Origin of the sequence: Beijerinckia sp. L45 (genome assembly GCF_009765775.1) — a bacterium.
Taxonomy (GTDB): Bacteria; Pseudomonadota; Alphaproteobacteria; order Rhizobiales; family Beijerinckiaceae; genus RH-AL1.
The window spans coordinates 33,056-38,162 of record NZ_LMUU01000244.1 but is presented as its reverse complement, the minus strand read 5'-3'; the positions used below and the strand labels follow the sequence as shown (position 1 = coordinate 38,162).

The window sequence follows — 5,107 nt, the reverse complement described above, 5'->3', positions numbered from 1 at the left end:
ACGCCGCCTATGCTGAAACTACGCTCCACGAGAGCGGTCGGCCGACAATGATCGTGCCCGCGGGAACCAGAACCTGTCGCTTGGAACGTTGCGCCGTCGCGTGGGACGGCAGCGCGACCGCCGCTCGCGCGGTCAACGACGCGATCCCGCTGCTCGCGGCGTTCGACGCCGTCGAACTGGTCTGCGTTCGCCACGCGACGCAACTACGCGACCAGCTACCGGGATTCGAAATGACGCAGCACCTCGTCCGGCACGGCATAGATGCCGTCCTCCACGAAGTCCCCGTCCGCCGGGATGATACGATCGAGACGCTGCTGAGCTACCTTGGAAAGGCTTGTTTCGATCTCGTCGTGATGGGCGCCTATTCCCGTACCTGGGTGCAGGAGCGGCTGTTCGGCGGAGCGACGCGGTCCCTGCTGGCTTCCCATCCCACCACGCTCTTCCTCAGTCATAGCTGAGGGGCGGGACCCGAGGTCCATGCCCGTCAGGAAACGGTCGCCTCGTTTAGAAAAAACCGATCGTGCCGATCATCGCCGTTACTCGCTCGTCTCCCAACGGTATCATCTCCCGCGGGCTCGTTTCCGGATATTCTTCAAGCAACGCGTCGAGCTCCGAACACCATCCGTTCAACTTGCTGCTCCACGCAGCCGCCGCAAACTCGGACGGCGTCGAGATCCGGTGGAGGACCGGCAGAGACTTCTGTTGCTGATGAAGGGCTATGCGCGTGCTGAGCCACCGGGCTCGCAGCTCTGAGATTGTCCGGTACATCGATGCCTGTCTTTCTTAACGAAGGAACAGGTCGATAGTACCGATGCCAACGGCGCGTCGTTTGATCCAGATCATTCGCGCGCCAGAGAAAAGTATTGATTTGCACTACGCTCATCGGGACACGAATACTTGATTGATATTGATGCTCTCTGGCATAGGCCGGATCTACTTGAACGACCGTTGATCTGCATCAAGGTGGTCCAGTCGCCTGCGGCTAATGATTGTTCATCATTCCGAGGAACGGTCATGAACGTCGTGAAAGCAATCAAATCCGAGATTTTCAAGGTCTCGATCGATCTTCGAGCCTGCGAGACATCACTCGAAACGCTGCGGGTTTACCTTGAGTCCCTGCTGGATGAAGATCCGCTTGCGGATCCCGTCAGTCCCAAACCTGAGGCCAACGTTGCGGCCATCCAACGTTACGCGACGCCACCCGCCGCGTGTTCGCGCTGCGCGTTCTAGGACCTCCTGCGGTCGGCTCGCGTGCCAGCATCCCACCTCTTTGGAGTAACATCATGAATTTCGCGATCGAAAGCATTGTCGCCGCGTCGTTGGCGGCCGCGAAAGCCGCATCCGACAACCTTTCGTCCCGGGAGGAATACCTGGCCGAGTACGAGGCATTCTTGGAATTGCTGATAGCCCGCCGCAGGGCGCTTGCCTGCGATGACTTCACCGGCACGACCTGGGGAGATCCGTCGCGTTGGCTCCTCTCGACGGCACCGATGCGTCGAGACGCGAAGTAGGGGTCCCGGATCGCCGTCGAACGCATGACCGGCGATTTTCATGCGAGATTGCGCTGCATCAACGCCGGCCCTGGGAAAACGAACGAGACTTGTGTCGATCCCGCTTCAGGGGACCGCGCAACAAGGAGATCAGACATGCTCGTCCAGACCATCATGACGACGCCCGTCGTCACCATCCATCCCGACGATACCCTCGCCGACGCCATCACCCTGATGGACTATCACAGGCTCAGCGGTCTGGCCGTTGTCGATCATCAGGGGCGGCTCTGCGGCGTCCTCAGCGAAGGCGACCTTTTGCGTCGCATCGAATTCGGTAGCGCGACGAAGTCCGATCACTGGTGGTCCGGCTTCTTTGGAAGCGACGGATTGGCCGAGGCCTACAAGAAGGCCAACGGCCGCAAGGTCTGCGACGTCATGTCGGAGGGACCCATCACGATCGGACTCGACGCCACCTTGGCCGAGGCCGCGACGCTGATGGAAACGCACCACGTCAAGCGGCTTCCCGTCGAGAAGGACGGCAGGCTCGTCGGTATTCTGAGTCGATCGGACTTCGTCAAGGCGTTAGGTCGCTTCGTGGCGCCCTCGTACGAGGAGCAGGCGACGTCCGACGGTGAGATCCAGGAACGCGTCAAGGCGGAGATCGCCAACCAACGATGGGCTATGGACTGCCGCATCCGCGTCGACGTCGAGGGAGGACGCGTCAAGCTGTCCGGTTACGCGCCAAGCGACGAGCACAAGTCGGCCGCGGAGGTCGCCGCCGAGAACGTAGTCGGTGTCGTCGCGGTGGAGGACGTCATCAAGATGATCCCTAACCTCCCGGTCTACGCGATGTGATTAGGCCATCGGGGAGCGGCCGTCAGGCCCTCCCCGTCCGTGTCGCCCGGCTTCGGGCCACACCTGAAACAATCAAAGGTCACACTTCCATGCGTTTAATGATGAGCCTCGCCATCGTGGCGGTCACTCTCGTTCCGGCATTCGGCGCCGAGGTGTCCTACTCGACGCCTCCACGAGACCGGCCCGGTTCTTCCGGCGACGACATCAACAGCCTGGGTAACGTTATGGGGCTGACGCAGCTTCGGCATATCAAGCTGTGGTTTGCGGGGCGGCAACGGAACTGGCCCCTCGCCCGGTATGAGCTCGACCAGATCGCGGACACTCTCAGGCACGCAGGAATGTTCTACCAGAACATCCCGGTGGACGACGTGAGGGCTGCCGAACGTCAGCTCGATGCGATCCGCGTGGCCACCGAGGGCAAGGACCCCGTCGGCTTCGCCAAGGGGTACGCGGCGCTGACGGATGCCTGCAACGCCTGCCACAAGGCCGCGAAGGTCGGATTCATCGCGATACAGACGCCGACCACCTCGCCGTTCAGCGACCAGAGGTTCTGACTTGGCCACTCGCGCGTTCCGGACGGAAGCACCGACAAAGGCCGGCGGCGCGGGATCGCCGGCGTACACGAACCAGGATGGATCGATGGAAGGTGCCGTACTCGCCCTCAACGCCGGCTCTTCAAGCGTCAAGTTCGCCTTGTACGGCGCGACCGACAATGGCGCCCCTTCGCTCGTCGCACGGGGCGTCGTCGAGGGTCTCGAGACCTCGCCCCGCCTTTCCGCGAAGGACGCCAAGGGTGCCGCGGTCGACGAGCGGCGATGGCCGGAGAAGACCGCCTACCACACCCTGCTGAGCGACCTGCTCGAATGGGTCGACGCTCATCTCAACGAAGTCTCGCTGATCGCAGTCGGCCACCGTGTCGTTCACGGCGGTCGCGGGTTCACCGCTCCGGTCCGCATCGACGAGGCCGTCATGAAGGCCCTCGAAGCCTTGACGCCTCTGGCGCCGCTGCATCAACCCCATAGCCTCGCACCCGTCCGGATCGTTACCGATGTCCGTCCAGGCCTGCCGCAGGTGGCCTGCTTCGACACCGCCTTCCACCACACCATGCCGCCGGTGGCCGCGCGCTACGCGCTCCCCCGCGCGCTGGAGGACGATGGCGTCCGCCGCTACGGCTTCCACGGCCTGTCGTACGAGTTCATAGCCGGAAGGCTGCGGGAGGCGGCGCCGGAACTCGCCGTCGGCAAGGTCGTCGTCGCGCATCTGGGCAACGGCGCCAGCCTCTGCGCCCTGTCCAACGGGCGGAGCATCGACACGACGATGGGATTCACGGCCCTGGACGGGTTGATTATGGGCACCCGCTGCGGGGCGATCGATCCCGGCGTCCTCCTCTACCTGCTTCAGGAGAAGAAGCTCGATCCCGGCGCGCTGGAGACGCTGCTCTACAGAGATTCGGGCCTCCTCGGGGTCTCGGGCCTGTCCAGCGACATGCGGGTGCTGCTCGATAGCGCGGATGACCACGCCCGAGATGCCGTCGAACTCTTCGTCTATCGGGTCGCGCGGGAGACGGCGGCTCTCGCCGGATCCCTGGAGGGCTTGGACGGCTTCGTCTTCACCGGCGGCATCGGCGAGCACGCCGCGGAGATCCGCAGCGCGGTCTGCGAGAGACTGGCCTGGTTCGGTGTCGTGCCCGACCACGAGGCCAACGCTGCCCAGGCCGGCCGGATCAGTGCCGCCGGAAGCAGGGTCGACGTGCGGGTGATCCCGACCGACGAAGAGATAACGATCGCCCGCCATACCCTCGAAATCCTTCGAGCGGTAACCCCATCCCACAGCTACGCTAGGCACCCCCTATGACCCATGCCATCACGATCGCGCCCGCGCCGCCCAGCCCCGACGAACTCCGCAGGATGGACGCGTGGTGGCGCGCGGCGAACTACCTGAACGTCGGACAGATCTACCTGTCCGCCAATCCGCTCCTGCGCGAGAGGTTGACCGTCGACCACGTCAAGCCGCGTCTGCTCGGGCACTGGGGCACGTCGCCGGGCCTGAATCTGATCTACGTTCACATGAACCGCCTGATCAAGAAGCACGATCTCGACGCGATCTACATGGCGGGCCCGGGACACGGCGGCCCCGCGATCATCGCCAATGTCTGGCTGGAGGGCAGCTACACCGAGTTCTATCCGGAGGTCACCCAGGACGAAGCCGGGATGCTGCGGCTGTTCCGGCAGTTCTCGACGCCCGGAGGCGTGCCAAGCCACGTCAGCGTGCCGACGCCCGGTTCGATCCACGAAGGCGGCGAACTGGGCTACGTCCTCGTCCACGCCTTCGGCGCGGTGATGGACAACCCGGACCTCGTCGTCGCAGCGGTCGTCGGCGATGGCGAATCCGAGACGGGGCCGCTCGCCGGAAGCTGGAAGAGCGTCGACTTCATCAACCCGGTCCGCGATGGCGCCGTCCTGCCGATCCTGCACCTGAACGGCTACAAGATCTCCGGCCCGACGGTATGGGGCCGGCACGACGACGAAGATCTTCGGAAGTTCTTCGAGGGTCAGGGATACGAACCCTTCTTCGTCGAAGGCGACGATCCGGCGGTCGTCCACCGGGACTTCGCTGTGGTGCTTGAGACGGCGATCCTGAAGATCCGTGACATCCAGTTCGACGCGAGGGAAGGTAAGGCGTTCGATCGACCGGCCTGGCCCGTCATCGTGCTCCGTACCCCGAAAGGCTGGACCGGGCCGAAGGTGGTCGATGGTCTTAAG

General features: G+C 63.8%; 6 protein-coding genes and 1 pseudogene. All 7 read left to right on the top strand.

The window, feature by feature from the left end; translation table 11 throughout:
* Nucleotides 1-458 (top strand): universal stress protein (locus GSQ79_RS25280; protein WP_210253214.1); only part of this gene is annotated, 458 nt, incomplete at its 5' end.
* Nucleotides 459-1,014: 556 nt separating this feature from the next.
* On the top strand, nt 1,015-1,230 hold the full coding sequence (locus tag GSQ79_RS25270; protein ID WP_158811516.1) for a hypothetical protein: 216 nt from the start codon (nt 1,015-1,017) through the stop codon (nt 1,228-1,230).
* 53 nt (nt 1,231-1,283) lie between these two features.
* Nucleotides 1,284-1,511 (top strand): hypothetical protein, encoded by a 228-nt coding sequence (locus tag GSQ79_RS25265; protein ID WP_158811515.1) that lies wholly within the window; start codon nt 1,284-1,286, stop codon nt 1,509-1,511.
* A 135-nt stretch (nt 1,512-1,646) separates the two neighbouring features.
* Nucleotides 1,647-2,345, top strand: a complete 699-nt coding sequence (locus GSQ79_RS25260) for a CBS domain-containing protein (protein ID WP_158811514.1) — start codon at nt 1,647-1,649, stop codon at nt 2,343-2,345.
* 89 nt (nt 2,346-2,434) lie between these two features.
* Nucleotides 2,435-2,899, top strand: a complete 465-nt coding sequence (locus GSQ79_RS25255) for a hypothetical protein (RefSeq protein WP_158811513.1) — start codon at nt 2,435-2,437, stop codon at nt 2,897-2,899.
* Between the two features lie 85 nt (nt 2,900-2,984).
* A complete protein-coding gene (locus GSQ79_RS25250) occupies nt 2,985-4,199 on the top strand; it encodes an acetate/propionate family kinase (protein WP_158811512.1) in 1,215 nt (404 codons plus the stop codon).
* Nucleotides 4,196-5,107 (top strand): annotated as a pseudogene (locus GSQ79_RS25245) (phosphoketolase); the annotation flags it as partial. The gene GSQ79_RS25250 and the pseudogene GSQ79_RS25245, both read left to right, overlap by 4 nt.

Excerpts from the sequence above, each read along its gene's own strand:
- GSQ79_RS25270 (WP_158811516.1), top strand. The coding sequence starts at position 1,015 with ATGAACGTCGTGAAAGCAATCAAATCCGAGATTTTCAAGGTCTCGATC.
- GSQ79_RS25265 (WP_158811515.1), top strand. The coding sequence starts at position 1,284 with ATGAATTTCGCGATCGAAAGCATTGTCGCCGCGTCGTTGGCGGCCGCG.
- GSQ79_RS25260 (WP_158811514.1), top strand. The coding sequence starts at position 1,647 with ATGCTCGTCCAGACCATCATGACGACGCCCGTCGTCACCATCCATCCC.
- GSQ79_RS25255 (WP_158811513.1), top strand. The coding sequence starts at position 2,435 with ATGCGTTTAATGATGAGCCTCGCCATCGTGGCGGTCACTCTCGTTCCG.
- GSQ79_RS25250 (WP_158811512.1), top strand. The coding sequence starts at position 2,985 with ATGGAAGGTGCCGTACTCGCCCTCAACGCCGGCTCTTCAAGCGTCAAG.